General features: G+C 55.2%; 3 protein-coding genes. All 3 read right to left on the bottom strand.

All coding sequences use genetic code 11. From position 1 onward, the window contains the following. A partial coding sequence (locus AC1D1X_RS23410) for a hypothetical protein (RefSeq protein ID WP_477699357.1) occupies window positions 1-208 on the bottom strand: 208 nt, incomplete at its 3' end. A 59-nt stretch (window positions 209-267) separates the two neighbouring features. Continuing rightward, entirely contained in the window at window positions 268-927 is a 660-nt protein-coding gene (locus tag AC1D1X_RS23415; protein WP_477699358.1) for an FHA domain-containing protein, read from the bottom strand. A 37-nt stretch (window positions 928-964) separates the two neighbouring features. Continuing rightward, window positions 965-1,359, bottom strand: a 395-nt coding sequence (locus tag AC1D1X_RS23420) for a PP2C family protein-serine/threonine phosphatase (protein WP_477699359.1), incomplete at its 5' end; no start/stop codon positions are given.

Below are 1,359 nucleotides of genomic sequence, written 5' to 3' on the forward strand. Positions count from 1 at the left end.
CCGCAAGGCTCTTCTCATCGATGTCAACGATAACAATGCGTTCGTCCAGTGTATGCGGCATGGTCGCGCGCAGGCGTGCATCGTAGATGATGTCGTCCAACCTTTGCAGAACACCAATGCGAGCGACCCCGCTGGCATGCATCAATGCAAACACCAGCGGAATCAACGTGACGGCGATACGAGGCCAGTGCCGGAAGAGGAGTCTCATGCGACCTCGTTTGAAGGGTGCTTGCGGTCCGCTTGGTGCGAGACCTCTCAACACCAATGTCAGTGTTGGACGAACTGCATTTGCGTTCCGGCCAGCTCAAGCATGTCCCCATTTTTCAGGACAACCGGCTCAGCCCCGATGGGAGCTCCGTTAAGCGTGGGCTTGCCAGTGCCCTCTACATGGGCAACGACAAAACCCTGCGGCCGCTTGGTAATGGCGGCAACTGCGACCCCGGGCTTTCCGATGGTTGTGACTACCTTCACCAATGCCACTTCACGGCCAGCTGCAGCACCTGACATCACTTTAATCGCCKCCGTGAGGCCCGTACCACCGGCTTCAGTTGATGCCGCTGGCGAACCTGTCGGCGCCGGAGGCACAAGACCGGCAGAGCCAGCCTTGATAATCATGGTTTTCTCAAAGCCTGCGGGTGCAGCTTCGTTGACGTACTTGATTTTGTACTTGCCAATTTCAACGGTATCGCTATTTTGCAGCAGCAGCTTTTTAACGGCCTTCCCGTTGACATAGGTGCCATTGGTGCTGTTGAGATCCTCTAGATAGACCTCGTTGCCGGTCATTTGCAAAACGGCATGCTCCCCGCTGACAGCTAGGTTGTCGATGACAATGTCGTTGTAGGGCCTACGGCCCAAAGAAGTCCGGTCTTTCGTCAACTGGACTTCCTTGATCACAACGCCGTCAATAGAGACGATCATTTTCGGCATGGCCGACTCCTGTCTGTTTGTAATATTTCAGTCATCGCTATTTTCCCAGCATTCTGGACAAAAGGCCGCGCTTGGTCGAGTCTTCTTTCGCGTATGCCAACAGTACGGAAATATTATCGCGTCCACCAGCCTCATTCGCCGCAACAATCAGCTGTTTCGCTTTTTGCTCCAAGGTCCCTGCGCCTGTAAGGATAGCCGCAATGCCCGGATCCGCAACCATGTCCGAGAGCCCATCCGAACACATCAGATAAAGGTCCCCCGCGTCCACACGATGCTCATTGACCTCAACCAGCACCGTGTCTTCGACGCCCAAGGCGCGTGTGACCAAGTTCTTGTTCAGGGAAGTCAGTGCCTGCTCGGGAGTTATCAGCCCGGCGTCAATTTGTTCTTGCAGCAGCGAGTGGTCTTTGGTGATTTGCTGCAGCTCCTGGC

It is taken from the genome of Polaromonas sp. P1_G4 (genome assembly GCF_056405475.1).